The organism is Staphylococcus sp. HMSC055A09 (assembly GCF_001809655.1).
GTDB classification, from domain to species: Bacteria; Bacillota; Bacilli; order Staphylococcales; family Staphylococcaceae; genus Staphylococcus; species Staphylococcus capitis.
The window spans coordinates 658,857-675,397 of sequence record NZ_KV798369.1 but is presented as its reverse complement, the minus strand read 5'-3'; the positions used below and the strand labels follow the sequence as shown (position 1 = coordinate 675,397).

Annotated in this window: 12 protein-coding genes and 2 pseudogenes; 1 reads left to right on the top strand and 13 read right to left on the bottom strand. The window is 32.8% G+C overall.

What is annotated here, in order from left to right; genetic code table 11:
* Nucleotides 1-96 precede the first annotated feature (96 nt).
* Nucleotides 97-891, bottom strand: a complete 795-nt coding sequence (locus tag HMPREF2642_RS08765) for a TIGR00282 family metallophosphoesterase (RefSeq protein ID WP_002437017.1) — start codon at nt 889-891, stop codon at nt 97-99.
* Nucleotides 892-1,051: 160 nt separating this feature from the next.
* Here HMPREF2642_RS08765 and HMPREF2642_RS08760 point away from each other — a divergent pair, with 160 nt between their 5' ends.
* A complete protein-coding gene (locus HMPREF2642_RS08760) occupies nt 1,052-1,267 on the top strand; it encodes a hypothetical protein (protein WP_002437019.1) in 216 nt (71 codons plus the stop codon).
* A 407-nt stretch (nt 1,268-1,674) separates the two neighbouring features.
* On the opposite strand, the gene rny is transcribed toward HMPREF2642_RS08760, so the two are convergent.
* From rny to rnjB, 12 genes and pseudogenes are all read right to left on the bottom strand, one after another.
* Nucleotides 1,675-3,234, bottom strand: coding sequence for a ribonuclease Y (gene rny, locus HMPREF2642_RS08755; protein WP_002469868.1), 1,560 nt, complete (start codon nt 3,232-3,234; stop codon nt 1,675-1,677).
* 232 nt (nt 3,235-3,466) lie between these two features.
* Nucleotides 3,467-4,519, bottom strand: a complete 1,053-nt coding sequence (gene recA / locus HMPREF2642_RS08750) for a recombinase RecA (protein WP_002437037.1) — start codon at nt 4,517-4,519, stop codon at nt 3,467-3,469.
* Between the two features lie 168 nt (nt 4,520-4,687).
* The gene (locus tag HMPREF2642_RS08745; RefSeq protein ID WP_030064817.1) at nt 4,688-5,836 is read right to left on the bottom strand and encodes a CinA family nicotinamide mononucleotide deamidase-related protein; all 1,149 of its coding nucleotides are present in this window, start codon (nt 5,834-5,836) and stop codon (nt 4,688-4,690) included.
* 141 nt (nt 5,837-5,977) lie between these two features.
* Entirely contained in the window at nt 5,978-6,559 is a 582-nt protein-coding gene (gene pgsA, locus HMPREF2642_RS08740; protein ID WP_002469863.1) for a CDP-diacylglycerol--glycerol-3-phosphate 3-phosphatidyltransferase, read from the bottom strand.
* Between the two features lie 27 nt (nt 6,560-6,586).
* Complete coding sequence (locus HMPREF2642_RS08735) at nt 6,587-6,979, bottom strand: helix-turn-helix domain-containing protein (RefSeq protein WP_030064815.1); 393 nt, start codon at nt 6,977-6,979, stop codon at nt 6,587-6,589.
* An 18-nt stretch (nt 6,980-6,997) separates the two neighbouring features.
* Nucleotides 6,998-7,825 carry a YmfK family protein gene (locus HMPREF2642_RS08730; RefSeq protein ID WP_002436330.1) on the bottom strand — a complete coding sequence of 276 codons (828 nt, stop codon included), beginning with the start codon at nt 7,823-7,825 and terminating at the stop codon, nt 6,998-7,000.
* A 157-nt stretch (nt 7,826-7,982) separates the two neighbouring features.
* Nucleotides 7,983-8,690, bottom strand: coding sequence for an elongation factor P 5-aminopentanone reductase (ymfI, locus tag HMPREF2642_RS08725; RefSeq protein ID WP_023350378.1), 708 nt, complete (start codon nt 8,688-8,690; stop codon nt 7,983-7,985).
* Entirely contained in the window at nt 8,690-9,976 is a 1,287-nt protein-coding gene (yfmH, locus tag HMPREF2642_RS08720; protein ID WP_030064811.1) for an EF-P 5-aminopentanol modification-associated protein YfmH, read from the bottom strand. Before yfmH ends, ymfI begins: the two co-directional genes overlap by 1 nt.
* Nucleotides 9,976-11,250 (bottom strand): EF-P 5-aminopentanol modification-associated protein YfmF, encoded by a 1,275-nt coding sequence (gene yfmF / locus HMPREF2642_RS08715; protein WP_030064809.1) that lies wholly within the window; start codon nt 11,248-11,250, stop codon nt 9,976-9,978. Before yfmF ends, yfmH begins: the two co-directional genes overlap by 1 nt.
* Nucleotides 11,251-11,291: 41 nt before the next feature.
* A pseudogene (locus HMPREF2642_RS08710) lies at nt 11,292-12,003 on the bottom strand (GntR family transcriptional regulator).
* A 2-nt stretch (nt 12,004-12,005) separates the two neighbouring features.
* Nucleotides 12,006-13,775 (bottom strand): annotated as a pseudogene (locus HMPREF2642_RS08705) (DNA translocase FtsK); the annotation flags it as partial.
* Nucleotides 13,776-14,683: 908 nt separating this feature from the next.
* Nucleotides 14,684-16,357, bottom strand: coding sequence for a ribonuclease J2 (gene rnjB / locus HMPREF2642_RS08700; RefSeq protein ID WP_002469869.1), 1,674 nt, complete (start codon nt 16,355-16,357; stop codon nt 14,684-14,686).
* Nucleotides 16,358-16,541: the final 184 nt, after the last annotated feature.

Below are 16,541 nucleotides of genomic sequence, written 5' to 3'. Positions count from 1 at the left end.
TAACAAAAGAAACCACCGTTTTACTATGTAAACAGTGGTACAAAATTAAATTCATACTAATGGACGATAACCTTTAAACACTATCAAGACAGGGGTTTATCCCTGAAAAGGATTGTCGTCATTTATTAATATTCTTTCAATTTGTGTTGTTTTACCTTCTTTATCTAAATCAATAATGACGCCAGATAAAACACTGCGCCCTTCATCTGGTACGACGTGTCTTTGAGGTAAACTTGTAATAAATCTATTAATCACTTCTTCGCGATTGATACCTAAAATTCCATCATAATATCCTGTCATACCCACATCAGTGATATAGCCAGTCCCGTTTGGTAAGACGCGATTATCAGAAGTCTGAATGTGAGTATGTGTTCCAACTATTGCACTCACTCTACCATCTAAATACCAACCCATAGCATTTTTCTCAGAAGTTGTTTCTGCATGAAAGTCGACGAAGATGTAAGGAGTGACTTTTCTTGCTTCTTCTATCAATTGATCCGCCTTTTTAAAGGGATCATCAATATCTTGCATAAATGAACGTCCTTGTAGGTTAATAATAGCTAATTTTATTTCATTAATTTGAATATAACGCATTCCAACTCCTGGCGCTTCTTCTGGAAAATTAGCCGGACGAACCATGCGATGTGCATCATCGATAAAGTCATAAATTTCTCTTTGACCATAAGTATGGTTACCCATAGTCATGAAATCTACGCCTTCTCTTAATAATTGTTTATAAATCTTCTCTGTTAACCCTTTGCCATGTGCTGCATTTTCAGCATTTACAATGGAAACTGTAGGGCGATAACTTTGTTTTATTTTTGGTAAATATGTAGAAATTGCTTTTCTACCGATTTTTCCAACGATATCTCCAATAAACAATATTCTCATAAATCGTTCATCCTCTCATAAACAGTTTAATAGATACCGTCATATAATTAAAGTATCCAGTACAAATTAATTATTCTGAATATTAAAAGACTTTTCTTTTTTGTATTTATTTAATATGTTAATATGAAGTTAACAAAATTCTAGGAGTTGTAAATCATACATGTCTATTAATATTGATCCTGAAAAATTTGCAGAATTAGTAGTAAACGCGAATCCAGCAAAATCTGATGAACCAGAAGATATTGCTAAAGAAAGCTTAACACTCTATATTAATGCTTACCGTTTAGCTGAAAAATATTCAAACATTGCTACTAATTGTTACGATACAGCTGAAATCATTAAAGAAATCAATGATGCAGACCTACAATTAAAATAATTTGGAAACTAATTATTAAAAACTAAGTTTTTAGGAATCAACATAATCAATTGATTATGTTGATTTTTTATTTTATGTCAAACCCTTTCGTCATACTTGAATCTTCATTTCAAGCATAAGAGCCACTAACCGATGTCTCGGTAAGTTTCATTGTCATACTTGAATCTTTGATTCAAGCATAAGAGCCACTAACCGATTTACCGGTAAGTTTCATTGTCATACTTGAATCTTCGTTTCAAGCATAAGAGCCACTGACCGATGTCTCGGTAAGTTTCATTGTCATACTTGAATCTTTGATTCAAGCATAAGAGCCACTAACCGATTTACCGGTAAGTTTCATTGTCATACTTGAATCTTCGTTCAAGCATAAGAGCCACTAACCGATGTCTCGGTAAGTGGCTCTAAAATTATTTTGCATATTCTACTGCTCTAGTCTCTCGAACAACTGTCACTTTGATGTGACCAGGATATTGTAATTCTTCTTCGATTTGATCTTTGATATCTCTAGCCAATCTGTATGATTTTAAATCATCAATTTCTTCAGGTGAGACAACTACACGAATTTCTCTACCTGCTTGAATTGCAAATGCTTTTTCAACTCCATCATAGCTCTCAGATAAAGCTTCTAATCTTTCTAATCTTCTAATATAGTTTTCAAGTGTCTCTTTACGAGCACCCGGTCTTGCTGCTGATAAGGCATCTGCAGCCGCAACTAAAATAGAAATAATAGAAGTTGGCTCTACATCACCATGATGTGAGTGAATAGCATTAGTTACTGTTTCATTCTCACCATATTTCTTAGCTAATTCAACACCTATTTCTACGTGACTTCCCTCAACCTCATGGTCAATAGCTTTACCAACATCATGAAGTAAACCTGCACGCTTAGCAAGAGTAACGTCTTCGCCTAACTCTGCAGCTAACATACCTGAAAGGTGCGCCACTTCAATAGAATGTTTAAGCACATTTTGGCCATAACTAGTACGATAATTTAATCGACCAAGTATTTTAACTAGATCAGGATGCATGTTATGAACATTAATTTCAAATGTAGCTTGTTCACCTGCATCTCTAATAATATCGTCAACTTCTTTTCTAGCTTTCTCAACCATATCTTCAATACGACCAGGATGAATACGACCATCTGAAACTAAGTTAACTAATGCTGTTCTAGCTATTTCTCGTCGAATTGGGTCAAAGCCTGATAAAATAACCGCTTCTGGAGTATCATCAATAATCAAGTCTATACCAGTAAGCGTTTCTAATGTACGAATATTTCGACCTTCTCTACCTATGATACGACCTTTCATTTCATCATTAGGTAAATTAACAACTGATACAGTTGATTCAGTTGTATGATCGGCTGCTAATCTCTGTACTGTAGTAGCAAGTAATTCTTTTGCTGTTTTATCTACTTTTTCTTTCGCTTCTTTTTCTTTTTCTTTAACAAGTATTGCAATATCTTGTGACAGTTCTTCTTCAACTCGTTGAAGTTGTTCATTTACAGCTTCTTCTTGAGTGAGACCGGAGATGCGTTCTAATTCTTGTTCATGCTTCATTATTAATGTTTGAACACTACTCTCTTTTGCATCTACTTGTTGTTGTCTTTCTTCAATTTTTGATTCTTTTTGTTCTAAAATCTCATCTTTTTTATCTAAAAGATCAGATTTTCGATCCAAGTTCTCTTCTTTTTGAAGAAGTCGGGTTTCTTGTCTTTGAAGTTCCCCACGTCTTTCACGCAGTTCACTTTCTGTTTGTTCTCTTAAAATTTGGTTCTCTTCTTTTGCCTCAAGTAACTTTTCTTTTTTAATATTGTCAGCTTCTTTATTAGCATAAGTGACAATATCTTCGGCAGTTTGTCTTGCTTGAACTTGTTTTTGGTGTAATAAATTTCGGGCAACGACATACCCTACAACAACGCCTAGAATTATCCCCAGCAAAATGAGTAGGAGGCTTAATAAATTCACATAAACACCTCCTTTATCTAGGGTTTGCTCTGTATATCAAAATCAATATGATTATATGAAATTATATAAGAATCATACACACTAATTGTACGTTTTTCGACAGAGAAGTGTCAAGGTATGAAATCCTTATCCTACGTTTAAAATCCTTAGTTATTGTGAAAGTTTACTCTAAAAAAATGGATAGCAAAAAGCCATCCATTTTCAAACTTACATATATGCTTTTGAATAAAAATTATTCTTCATCAAATAAAGTTTTAGGTGCTTCTTCTTCAGCGTCTGTTTCTTCAACGTCTCCATCGAATATACCTAATTTTTCTCGTAATTTACGATCAATTTCTTCTTTAATTTGAGGGTTTTCTTTTAAATACGTTTTAACGTTTTCTTTACCTTGACCCATTCGATCACCATTATAAGAGTACCAAGCACCAGATTTATCAACGATGTCGTTTTCAACACCTAAGTCAATTAATTCGCCTTCTTTAGAAATACCTTGACCGTACATAATATCTACTTCAGCTACTCTGAATGGAGGTGCTACTTTATTTTTAACAACTTTGATTTTAGTTCTGTTACCTACGATATCTTGGCCTTGTTTTAATTGTTCAGCTCTTCTTACTTCTAATCTTACAGAACTATAGAATTTTAATGCACGTCCACCTGGTGTAGTTTCTGGGTTACCAAACATCACACCAACTTTTTCACGAATTTGGTTAATAAAGATTGCAGTTGTGTTTGATTTAGAAATTGCACCAGATAATTTTCTTAAAGCTTGAGACATTAATCTTGCTTGTAAACCGACATGTGTATCTCCCATTTCACCTTCGATTTCAGCTTTAGGAGTTAATGCTGCCACTGAGTCAACCACGACAATATCAACTGCACCACTTCGAACAAATGCTTCAGCAATTTCAAGTCCCTGTTCCCCATGATCAGGTTGAGATAAGTATAAGTTGTCAATATCTACGCCTAAAGCTTGAGCGTACACAGGATCAAGTGCGTGTTCAGCATCAATGAATGCAGCTACTCCACCGTTTTTTTGAACCTCTGCAATTGCATGTAAAGCAACTGTTGTTTTACCTGAACTCTCAGGTCCATAAATTTCTATAATTCTTCCTTTAGGATAACCACCTACACCTAGGGCATTATCCACTGTTACAGAACCACTTGATGTGCTTGATACTTTACGACCTTTATTGTCGCCTAATTTCATAACCGCACCTTTACCAAATGATTTCTCCATATTTTTTATAACTGTATCTAAAGCTTTTTGACGTTCGTTATCCAAAGCGAGACCTCCTAATTACGAAAGTAATCTTTTTTAATATCTTATCTTTACTATACAAGCTATCCATTCAAAACACAAGCATTTTGCGAATATTTGTTCGTGTAATTATAATTATAAATGATACAAAATCGAACAAACGTACTTATTTTTAAAACAGTAAAAGAATAATCATCGATTTTCAAACCATTTTAATAATTTAATCATCGCATAATTTTGACTTCTGCTTCTTAATAAATTTCTACTTTGAGTCATTTTAAAAGTATCAACGTTTAATACTTCTCCATCGTACATAGCTAAGTAGACGTCTTCATTTTCATGTAATAAAACAATACCCAAATCAGTTTGGTATAAATCTTTTACATATTGCGCTGCATTAAATAATTGGTCGTGGATACTATCTGTAGTGTCTATAAATAAACCATTGTGTGGTAACAATCCATTAAGTACATTATTTTGATCTACATTTTTAAGTCTTGTATATAAAGCACCATTTGTTACTCCATCATATATAGCAAACGTTTCATTTATTTTAGAGATCACAGCCTCTTCAAGAGTAATGTCATCAGATCCATAGTAATAATCACCTATACGGTCGAGTATTTCCCTCTTGACGGGGGCAATAAGATTTTTGCAATCATTCTTTGAATCAGAATTGGCAGTAATTCTAATATAAACTTCATGTGTTCCAGCTAAAGGAGCTATAGTTGGATTAGTTTGATTTTCTATAAGATCCATGAGTATCGTCTCAACTTTAGATTCACCTATTCCGGCAAATCTTAATAACTCTGAAAAAATGACGCTATCGTCATCTAGTAAGTAAGGTAATAGCTCATTCTTTGCCATGGGCTTCATTTCACTAGGAGGCCCTGGTAAAAGCACAACCTTTTTATCATTCTTTTCAATTAACATTCCCGGCGCCATACCAGTTTTATTTGGTAATACTTTGCAACCATCAATAACCAATGCTTGTTGTTTATTATTAGGTGTCATTTCTTGTCCTTGCTCCTTGAAATAACTCTCAATATATTCTAAAGAAGCCTCGTCAGTAACTAATTCTTTACCTAAAACTTTAGCTACAGTATGTTTAGTTAAATCGTCTTTAGTAGGTCCTAACCCACCTGTTAACACAAGAGCATCAAAACGTTCAAATCCTTGTCTGATAATGTATTCCAATCTTTCCGGATTATCTCCAATTACAGTATGCTCAACCACGTTTTTACCAATACTATTAAATAGTTTGGATAAATACTGACCATTCGTGTTTGCTATTTGACCTAAAAGTAATTCAGAACCTACGGCAATTATAGATATTTTCATCAACTTTCACCCCTTTGACCATCTTTTTTCGCAATAAATTCATTATATATTTTCTGATTTAATAAATCTAAAAAAAGAGTTCAAAAAAGACTAAACTTTATAATCTTACTTTTATAAAGCCTAGTCTTGTAAATTCATATATTATTTAGATTGTTTAAATACATCTCTACCCTTATAAAAATACTCAATGCCAGAAAGGATAGTGAAGAACACTCCTATATAAAGTAATGTCACACCGAGTGGAAAATGAATATAATGAACGAGTGGATCACCTAGTAGTATCCAAATAATCGCAACCATTGTGACTGCTGTTTTAATTTTACCTAGTTGACCCGCCGCACTTACAAATCCTTGTTCAATTTGTAATAAACGTAAGCCTGTAACCGCAAATTCTCGTGCAATAATTATTATAGCTACAACTGAATTCGTAAAACCTAATTGCACCATTACAATAAGAGCACTCGCTACTAAAAGTTTATCAGCTAATGGATCTAAAAATTTACCCATATTTGTAACAAGTTGCCATTTACGTGCTAAATATCCATCTGCAAAGTCACTTAACGATGCAAGAATAAAAATAATTGCACTTATTAAAATTTCAATTCTAATGTGATACCCGCCTAAAAAAGATACCTTTCCAAATCCGAAATCTACTAACGCAAATAGTATGAAAACGGGTATCAATATAACTCTAAATACCGTAATCTGATTCGGTATATTCATAATAAATCCTCATTTCTTAAACTTTATTTATATAATTAACACTGCAAGAATCCAAAGTATTAAAGAAACTATTACTATAAGACCAATTAGCATTATCAATTGCATCGTTTCTTTTGACTTACTTCGATACGAGGGAGCTTCACCGTTCGAGAAAGCAGCAATTAATTCATCAATTTGATTCTGATTATTTGGTATTTCGTCACGATGAGCCTCAATAAGTTGATTAGGTTCAATGTTGACTACATTAGCATATTTACGGATAAATCCCTCTGTGTAATCCTTTTTGGCTAATAAATCAAAATCATTATTCTCTATATGTATCAGAGTTTGACGCTTAAGTTGTGTTCGTTGCTCAAGTTCATTTAAAGTCATACCTAACCTTTCACGTCTACCTTTTAATGCTTCACCAACAGTTTTCACACATAGCCCTCCTCAAACCTATTCAAAGAAACCAAATCCTCCACCAAATGGATCACCGAAATCTAAATTATTTTTACTTTGAATCGTCTGTTTTTTCATTTCATCATAATGTATTTCTTGATTCTCATTTTCTCTTAATTCAATGATATAGTCAAAGTCTTCCATACTATAATTACACGCTTCTACAAATAAATCTGGATGCTCAACTACTTTAATCGAAGGGAGTGTCATAACTTCTCTAACTAAATCTTGGTGCTTAGGATTAGATTCACGAGCTGTCACCGCACCATCAATAATATAAACATGATTTGAATCATATTCACCTTTGATTAAAGAACTTCTTACTGTCTGCTTAATTAAAGTAGAACTAATAAACAGCCATCTTTTATGCGCACATACGCTTCCGGCCACGATTGATTCTGTCTTACCTACACGTGGCATACCTCGTATTCCTATTAACTTATGTCCTTCTTCTTTAAAAAGTTCAGCCAAAAAGTCTACAAGTAAACCTAAATCTTCTCTCTCAAATTTAAACGTTTTTTTATCATCCGCATCTTGTTCTATGTATCTGCCATGTCTAACTGCAAGACGATCTCTAAGTTCTGGTATTCTTAATTTGGTAATGTCAATTTCATTAATTTCTTTAACTATTTGTTCAAAACGTTCAACTTTTTCTAGTTTATCAGTTTTGATAAGTAAACCCCTTTTGCCTTGATCAACACCATTAATTGTAACAATACTAATTCCTAACATACCTAATAAACTTGATATGTCCCCAAGTAATCCTGCACGATTAATTGTAATCTCATATTCAAGATACCATTCTTTTCTTTCTGCTACTGCCATGATATAACCACCCCTTGTTTTCAATCACGCACTTGAAAGCTTTTTCAAAGTATGATTTAAAAACATTATAACATCGATTAAGAAACGCGCACTTAGGAATTGTATTTATTTTCATATAAAATCAAAACCTAAATTACTTACAAAATACTTTAAATTTTTATAAATACCATGCTCCATTTACCTTTTGAACAGTACCTGTAATACTTCTAGACATGGGGTGACACAAATACGCACAGACATGGGCCACCTCTTCAGGTTCAATCATTCTATTCTGAGGTAATTCTTGAAGTATTGAATCTCTTTCCTCTTCTGACCACACCTTGCTCATATTACCTGAAACAAATCCTGGAGTTATAGCATTTACGGTTACTGACGTAAGCGCAAGTTCTTGACTAAGCGCTTTAACGAAACCTATTTGAGCACTTTTCATAGCTGAGTAAATAGTTTCCATGCTTGCACCTGTTTCTCCCCAAATAGAAGAAATAACTACAATTCGGCCGTTTTCACTTCTTCTTAAAATATCTACAAAAAATCTGGATAAACGTATAAATTGTCTTAAGTGAAGAGCGTAACTCTTATCGATATCATCATCGCTCATATCTTGTAACATGCCATATAATGCAGTGCCGCTAGTATAAATAAGACAATCCAAATCATTAATGTGTCCAAAATAATCTTCTAAATTTAGATTTTGAGATAGATCACATTGGATGAATTCTACATTTTGGTTATGATTAAATTTTTGTTTCAAGGCTTCTAATTTAGAAGAGTGATAGTGAACAATTACGTGATACCCTTCATTTAAGAGTTGCTTAACAATCGCTAAACCTATAGTACCTGAACCACCAAGTACGAGTGCTTTCATTATGGTTTCATCTCCAAACGACTATCGACAAGTTGTTCAAAATTTAGAAATAGTTCAGATGTTTCATTAACACTTTCGAGTGTTATATTTTCAACAATTTCTAACATGTCAAAAACACTTACACCTTCAAAATATAATTTCGCATATTGATTAGCAATATACTCAGGTGAATTCAAACTTGAAATAAACTCACCGATAAATTGTTTTTTTAATAAGTCGAAAGCTTCTTGATCAACTAATTGTCCTCTGTACTTCTTCAATTCATTAAGTAATAATTCTTTTAATTCATCCGGTTGCTGTGTTGCACTGGTAATAATAGAAAAGCTATAGCTAGGTTCAAGCACAAATTGATATCCAAAAGTTTCATCAATTAAATCTTTATTTAATAAGTTTTGATAAAAATCCGTTTCTTCTCCAAAAATCAACTCATAGAAAAATGTCATTTCTAAATCTCTTTGTACATATTTTTCCGAGCTTTCTTTAAGTGGTTGATTTTTAAAACCTAACATTAGCCTTGGAGATTGCAATTTCATCTGCTCTGTAACGTTGTGTTGATTCACTTCAATGGGTTCATCAATTTCTGCACGCTCAATCTTAGGTTGGTTGGTCTTATTTCGCTTTGCCTCATGTTGTTCTACTAAATCAATCATATTTTGAGGGTTTACGTCACCAACAATAAATAAAACCATATTTGATGGATGATAAAAAGTTTCATAACAAAGGTATAAATCATCCTTAGTGATATCGTAAATACTCTCCACACTACCAGCAATATCGACGCGAATAGGATGGTTTGAATACATCGCTCTCAAAGTATTGAACATTAATTTGTAACCAGGTTGTTCTTGATACATTTTAATTTCTTCAGCAATGATACCCTTTTCCTTATTAACCGTTTCCTCAGTAAAATAAGGCGTTTCAACCATATCTAATAAACGCTTAATATTACTTTCAATATTGCTTGTAGCACTAAATAAATAACTTGTACGGTCAAAACTTGTAAATGCGTTAGCTTGAGCATTTTCCTCGGCAAAAGCTGTAAATAAATCTTCTTCTTCTTTTTCAAAAAGTTTATGTTCTAAAAAATGTGCTACACCATCTGGCACTTTTACAAATTGTTGGCTTCCAATAGGTTTGAAATGATTATCTAAAGAACCAAATTGTGTCGTATAAGTCACAAATGTTTTTTGGAATCCTGGTTTAGGTATTATAAACAGCTTAAGCCCATTATCAAGTTCATGTTCGTAGACTTTCTCATCTATCAATTCATAATTATGTACCTTCATTATTCACTTTGACCTCCTTTCGTTAAAACATAGATTGTATCTAGCATAGCTTCATTAGCTAATTTTATAACATCTTCTCTTGTGACAGCATTAATTGCAGTGATGAATTCTTCTTCAGATTGAGGTTTGTCTAATAACACCTGATTATGTAATAGTTCGATAATACTTTTAGGTCTGTCAGTAGATTCATGTCTATGAGAGATAATAATTTTCTTTGCCAACTCTAATTTATCATCATCAAAATTACCATTCTTTAATTTTTCAAATTCATCTAAAATAGTATCTTTGGCAATCTCATATTTAGAAGCCGAAACTCCACTAAGAACAAATAAAAATCCATTCTTTCCATCGATTTGTGAATGTATAGAATAGGCCAAACTTTGCTTTTCTCGAACTTCATTGAATAACACTGAAGAAGGGTCGCCACCAAACATCATGTTTAAAACTACGAATGCATAATAGTTCTCTTTCCCAAAATAAGTTGGGAAACGATAACCAAGATTGAGTTTAGCTTGGTCCACTTCATCATTATCAATGATAAATTTAGATGATTTATTTTGATCTATATGCTCAGGTCGATTATTACTTTCAAATTTGAATGGTTTAATATTAAAGTTTTCTTGTATTGTATCTATCACATTTTGTTTATCTACATTTCCAACTACGTAAATTGCACAATCATCGTTATGTAACATTGATTTATATGTATCATACAAGTTTTTAGCAGTAACATGAGGTATTTGTTCTACTTGACCTGTAGCTAAATATTTATAGGGTTCATTTTCAAACATATGGTTCATTAATTTTAAAAATGAATATTGAGCTTTATTATCAATCATTGCTTCAAGCTTTTTAGTGAGCAAAGATTTTTCCTGTGCTACATAGTTCTCATTAAACTGTTCGTCAATAATTAAAGGATTCCAAATAAGTTCTTTAAGCGTCTTAAGACCCTTCTCAAATAATGGAGTTGAGTCCTTTAAATAACGCTCATTAGCAATTTCTAAAGAAATTGTAATCACATGTTTATCCTTAAATTTAGATACAAAACTATTGATATATGCACCATATAATGATGATAAATGTCTATTTAACGCTTTATCGTTAGGCCATTGTTGTGTAGCACGTACTAAGACTTTGCTTAAAATTGAACGCGCCGTTATTGTTTTATAATCTAATGGCGCCATAAATTTAAAGGTCACCATGGTTGTTTTAAATTTTTTAGTTGGTAAAACGTTAATATGTATATTGGAGTTGTCTAATGTATTATTTTCCAAACGGCATACCTCCCATTCCTGTAAAAACATTAAATTTTTACTTAGCTTTTATTTATTTTAAATTTAACCAAACTACTTTTAATATAGTTTAATGAATATAAAATAGGTTGGTCTTGCTCATCATAATGAACTACCTTTAATAGCATTAAACCTTCATGTGGAGAAGCGTTTAACACTTCTGAAATATGAGGTTCATAACTAATTGCTTCTAAGTCCATTTCTGCATGTTTAACCTCATGTCCTGTTGATTCTTTAATAGCTCTTAACATAGAGCCACTACTTTTTTGATAGTCTGTACAAGTTAGATTTTGTTTAGCGATTTTATCTAAACAGTAAACTACTGGTATTTGATCAGCCGTTCTTAATCTTTCAATGATAGTCACAGGTTCTTTATCACTTATTTCTAATAATTCAGCATCAAGAATAGTTGCTGGTTGTTCATCAAAATTTAAATATTCTATACCTGCTTTATACCCAGCTTCTTCAATCATATTACTAATACTTACTAACTTAATCTAATGGATAAAAGAAGGGAGGCTGTTTTTTAACACTAGTCCCCTCTTCAAAATTATCAGTTACAATTTGTTCGGTAATTAATTCACCAATTCCATCATAAACATCGTCCGTTTTCACGTTGAGTGCACGTGCAATAGATAAATTACTTGGTAGCTTACCGGTACTATCTAATTCTCCATTTTTTATTAACTTTAAAATGTATTGTTTAACTCTATAAATCGCATTCATTTCCGACATTTTTACACCTCATCATTATCTAAATCAACTAGAATTTGTCTTGGTTTACTTCCTTTTTGAGGACCGATGACTTGATTACGTTCTAAATCGTCCATTAATCGTGAAGCACGATTATAACCAATTCTAAATTGTCTTTGTAATAAAGATGTGCTCGCTTTTTGTTGTTCTATTACAAACAAGTAGGCTTCATCATATAAGGAATCTTCACTTTTCATCTCTGATTTATCAACTGGTGCGTCAGGTTCCATTTCTTTTACATAATTTGCTTTTTGTTGTTCTACAACGTAGTCCACTACATCTTGAACCTCCTTATCGCTCAAGAAGGCACCTTGGATACGTGTTTGAGTCGATTCACCATTACCAATATATAACATATCGCCTTTACCTAATAACTTATCGGCACCACCTGAACCTATAATAGTTCTAGAATCAGTTTGTGAACTTACTGCAAAAGCTATACGTGAAGGAATATTATTTTTAATGATACCAGTGATTACGTCTACAGAAGGTCTTTGAGTGGCTACTATTAAATGAATACCTGCAGCTCTAGCCATTTGAGTAATTCGTTGAATCGCATTTTCAACTTCTTTACCTGCGACCATCATTAAATCTGCTAACTCATCAACAATAACTACAATGTAAGGAAGTTCTGATTGTTTCTCTTCTAACTCTTCATTTTGTTTACGAATATACTGATTATATCCTTCGATATTTCTTGTTGAAGAATGTTGGAATAAATCATAACGACGTTCCATTTCTGCAACTACTTTATCAAGCGCTTGCGATGCCTTGTGTGGATTAGTTACTACCGGGATAAGTAGATGAGGTATGCCATTATATACGTTTAATTCTACCATTTTCGGATCAATTAACATAAGTTTTACCTCATGCGGCTTAGCATTAAGTAAAATGCTTGTGATTATTCCATTGATACATACTGATTTACCACTGCCTGTAGAACCTGCTACAAGTAAATGAGGCATTTCATTGAGTTGTATAGATACAGGTTCTCCTGATATATCTCGTCCAATACCAACTTCTAATTTATGTTGAGATGGAAACTTCTCTTCTAAAACTTCTTTAAGTGATACTAATGAAATTTTGTCATTAGGAACTTCGATTCCTACTGCTGAACGTCCAGGAATAGGAGCTTCTATACGAACATCTTTCGCTGCTAATGCTAAAGCAATGTCATTATGTAAGTTAACGATTTTACTTACTTTAACACCTTGAGCTGGCTGAACTTCATATTGAGTTACCGCAGGACCAATTTTAATTTGGGTCACTTTCGCATTGACACCAAAATTCTTCATTGTAGATTCTAAGACCTGACCTTTTCTTTGAACTTCAGCTTTAGAAGTAGACTGTTGTTTAGCTGGTTGATTAAGTAATGATAAAGGTGGAACCACATACTCCACATTTGCTACTTCTCCAGCTTCAGAGATTGATCCTTCAGCGTTACTACTATCATTGTCATTGTCTTCATTAGAACTTGAAACATTACCTTTGTTGTCACTCTGTTTAATATCTTGTGAGTTTGAAGTGATTTCACTACTATTAGCCTCATGATCAAAAATACGCTTTTTACGTGTCTTAGGTGCACTATTGCTTTTATCTTCTTGGTCACTGTGCCCGTAAATAGGTATGTCATTATTTTGCGGAACTTCAGGAAGATCACTAACATCTTTGACATTTTCTTGTTGCAATCTTTCTTGTTCTTTCTTTCTCTTTTTCTCTTCAGATCTCTCTGCTTTTAATTGAGCCCTCTCTTCTTTTCTAGCTTTACTCGTTTCTCTTTTGTCTCTAAATGATTCTGAAGCACTTTTACTAGATGATTTCATACTTTCAAATAGGCTTTTACTTACATCTCTATGTCTTAAGTTTAATAAAAGTATGATACTTGAAGCTATTAGTAGAACAGTAATAATTATAACGCCAGCTATTGATATAAGAGGTATTAATAATTTAAATAAGTAAAAACCTATTAAACCTCCTCCGAAGTTAGGAAAGTGTGTATGTTCATATGATTTATAAACATATGATAATACTGGCTCTCTTTCAGATGACACGCCTTTACTAAAATGGTAATAAAGTTGCGTTATACATAGCAAAGCAAGTTGCAAAACAAGCGCACCAATACTTCGACGCGTTTTAGGAATTTTTTTAGAATATGTAATGAAGACTGTACCTAGAATCACTAAAATATAAGTCAGAAATCTACTCATACCGAATAGATAATTGAAGAAACTATCAATCATTTGACCAACTATGCCTAATTGAAAAGCTCCTAAAACGACAAGAATGATTATGACAATAGCAATGATGTAGCGTAAAGGGCTCTCATTTTGTTTTTTTCTTTTACTATTTTTACGCGTAGCATTACTTTTCCTTCTATTCGTTGTTTTTTTCTTTGTTTGTGGCAAGATTTCACACCTTCTTTTTTAATCTTTCACAGTTATTTAATTACGGCCTAATAATAACTATTATGTATATATTTAATAAGATGAAAGAGGCAGGGACAATTAATTGTTTAAAGCCATCTCAATTATTCTTATATCCCAATTAGATATGTTTGAACAAAAATTAAGAAGACCTCGTTGCAGAGCATAATCATCTTAAATCCCTTAAATGATTTGCTATACACAATTGTCCCAACCTCTTCAAATGTTATTTATTAAGATTAAATCTCAGAAATTACTGGAATAATCATTGGACGACGTTTCGTGCTTTCAAATAATAATTTGCTGATTTGATCTCGCATATTTTGCTTAATTTCAGACCATTCTATACGTTTTTCTTGTAAACCTGCTTCTACAATTGTACGCACTTTTTCTTCGGCTTCATTTAATAATTCTTCACTTTCTCTAACATAAACGAACCCTCTTGATTGAATTTCAGGTCCTGCAGCGATACGTCTATTCTTAGGATCTAGCGTGACAACAGCAATGAAAATTCCATCTTCAGCTAATAAATGGCGGTCTCTTAAGACAATATTACCTACGTCTCCGACACCAATACCATCGATAAGTACATTACCTGAATTTACCTTTTCATTGAGTACCATATCTTTACCGTTGTAATTGATCACATCACCTTTTTCAACTAAGAAAATCTTTTCAGGTGCTACACCTGATTCTGCTGCTAATTTAGCGTGAGCAATTTGCATTTTAAATTCACCTTGCACTGGAATAAAGTATTCAGGTTTCATTATATTTAACATCATTTTTAATTCTTCCATACAACCATGACTTGAAGCATGGATTTTTTTATTGTTAGGGATGATGTGTGCCCCTGCACGTACAAGTTCGTTTAAAGTATCAGCTATGATTACTTCCATATTAGCAGAAGCCGTGATTGCTAAGAATACTGAGTCGCCTTCTTCAATATTCATAATTTTATGTTTCTTTTGAGCCATTTGGCTTAAAGCCTCTACAGGTTCGCCTTGCATCCCAGTTGCAATAATAATAACTTCATTTTTAGGATAATTATCAACTTCATTGATAGGAATTAATAAATCCTTCGGAATATCAAAATATCCCATCTTACGAGCAATATTAAATGAACTTTCTAGTGAGCGACCTAAGAATGATACTTTTCGATTCAATTTACTAGCTATATTTAGAACTTGTTGTATGCGAATAAAATTAGATGCATAGCAAGAAACAATAAGTCTTCCTTTAACTTTAGTGAATGCGTCATACATGTGATGTTCAATGACATTTTCAGGAGTGTTATAGCCAGGTTTTTCTGCTTCTGTAGAATCACTAATTAAAGCAAATACACCTTCATCACCAATTTCAGCCATGCGCTTCATATCAGGTGCATATTGACCATGTAAACTTTGGTCGAATTTAAATTCTCCTGTATATACAATTGAACCATAAGAAGTATGAATGCAAATCCCCAAGCTATCTGGAATACTGTGTGTAGTATTAAAGAAGCTCACATTCACATTTTTAAATTTCATTACTGAATCATGAGATACTGTATAGTAGCGCACTTTTTTCTTAATATTACGGGCCTTCATATTTTCTTTAATAAGTGCAATCGTTAATTTAGAACCATAAACTGGCGCGTCAATTTGCTCTAAAATATAGCTAACTGCACCAATTGCGTGCTCATGACCATGTGAAAGGAAAATACCTTTTAATTTATCTTTGTTTTCAATTACGTACTGAATGTCAGGAATAACGATATCCACACCTAACATTTCATCTTCAGGGAACATTAATCCCGCATCTAACATAAACATTTCATCGTCTACTTCAACGATGTACATATTTTTAGCGATTTCGCCTACACCACCAAGTGGTATGATGCGAATATCTTTATTTTTTTTCTTTATTAAACTCAAAATGTTACCTCCTATAAATAATGACCCGTCCATATATAAACTCACCATTTATTATAAGTTAAAATATGCGTGATGTACACTATTATTGCACGGTTGAACCGCTTGAACATTTTGAATTATCATTTAAATTAAAATAACTAATTGAAATGAAACTTTTAAACTGATTTTATTTTTTAAAATAAAA

Excerpts from the sequence above, each read along its gene's own strand:
- HMPREF2642_RS08765 (WP_002437017.1), bottom strand. The coding sequence starts at position 891 with ATGAGAATATTGTTTATTGGAGATATCGTTGGAAAAATCGGTAGAAAA.
- HMPREF2642_RS08760 (WP_002437019.1), top strand. The coding sequence starts at position 1,052 with ATGTCTATTAATATTGATCCTGAAAAATTTGCAGAATTAGTAGTAAAC.
- HMPREF2642_RS08745 (WP_030064817.1), bottom strand. The coding sequence starts at position 5,836 with ATGAAAATATCTATAATTGCCGTAGGTTCTGAATTACTTTTAGGTCAA.
- pgsA (WP_002469863.1), bottom strand. The coding sequence starts at position 6,559 with ATGAATATACCGAATCAGATTACGGTATTTAGAGTTATATTGATACCC.
- HMPREF2642_RS08730 (WP_002436330.1), bottom strand. The coding sequence starts at position 7,825 with ATGGCAGTAGCAGAAAGAAAAGAATGGTATCTTGAATATGAGATTACA.
- ymfI (WP_023350378.1), bottom strand. The coding sequence starts at position 8,690 with ATGAAAGCACTCGTACTTGGTGGTTCAGGTACTATAGGTTTAGCGATT.
- yfmH (WP_030064811.1), bottom strand. The coding sequence starts at position 9,976 with ATGAAGGTACATAATTATGAATTGATAGATGAGAAAGTCTACGAACAT.